Here is a 649-nt window from a genome sequence, read left to right as displayed (position 1 = left end):
GAATCAAGGTAGGGTGGCAGTCAATTGAAGAAGTTTGGATTCCAACGTGCCTAAGCGGCGTTAATTCGAACCTAGTGTGGCTCAGTGTTTAGATGGCTACACAGGCTTTGAATGACGGGGGAGTGCAACACTTAGAATTCAGATTGGAGAAGTTATGTACCACGTTCACGTTTACTTTCCTTTGCAACAATTGGAAAAAGCACAAGCTCTGAATGAGATCATCCGCCAAGAGCGTCAAGATGTGTTGCGCGTGTATCCATTGGTCGACAGATTAGTCGGCCCGCACAAGATGCCGATGTTTGAAATGCACCTTGAGTCGATCAGTGAAGAGTTTTTGGCTTGGTTAGATACCATTCGTGGGGATTTTTCTGTGCTTATTCACCCGGTCAGCGAACGAGAACTGCGTGATCACACAGAGAGCGCGATTTGGTTAGGTCGCGAACTAGGTGTTTTCGAAGAAAAGCTAGAAAATTAACGATTTTTGCCCAAATGGCATAGACGTATGACGTCGATATCATTTGGGCGCGTTCCCTCTCTTCCTATTTCCTTCCCTGCAATCCGTCCCGTAGTGTGCTAGACCTAAAGGTGTGCCTTCGCACGTTTAAAATCGTTAGCGTGCTCGTTTTTAAAACGAACATTACTCGCTGAG

The 649-nt window shown here is 46.2% G+C and carries 1 protein-coding gene; it reads left to right on the top strand.

The features are described from left to right. Nucleotides 1-154 precede the first annotated feature (154 nt). Complete coding sequence (locus tag R7E38_RS23030) at nt 155-475, top strand: DOPA 4,5-dioxygenase family protein (RefSeq protein ID WP_005455725.1); 321 nt, start codon at nt 155-157, stop codon at nt 473-475. Nucleotides 476-649: the final 174 nt, after the last annotated feature.

Source organism: Vibrio sp. Vb2131 (genome assembly GCF_033338535.1).
Lineage (GTDB): Bacteria > Pseudomonadota > Gammaproteobacteria > Enterobacterales > Vibrionaceae > Vibrio > Vibrio alginolyticus.
Note: the sequence above shows the minus strand (reverse complement) of the source record. Positions and strands in the feature narration are given on the sequence as shown.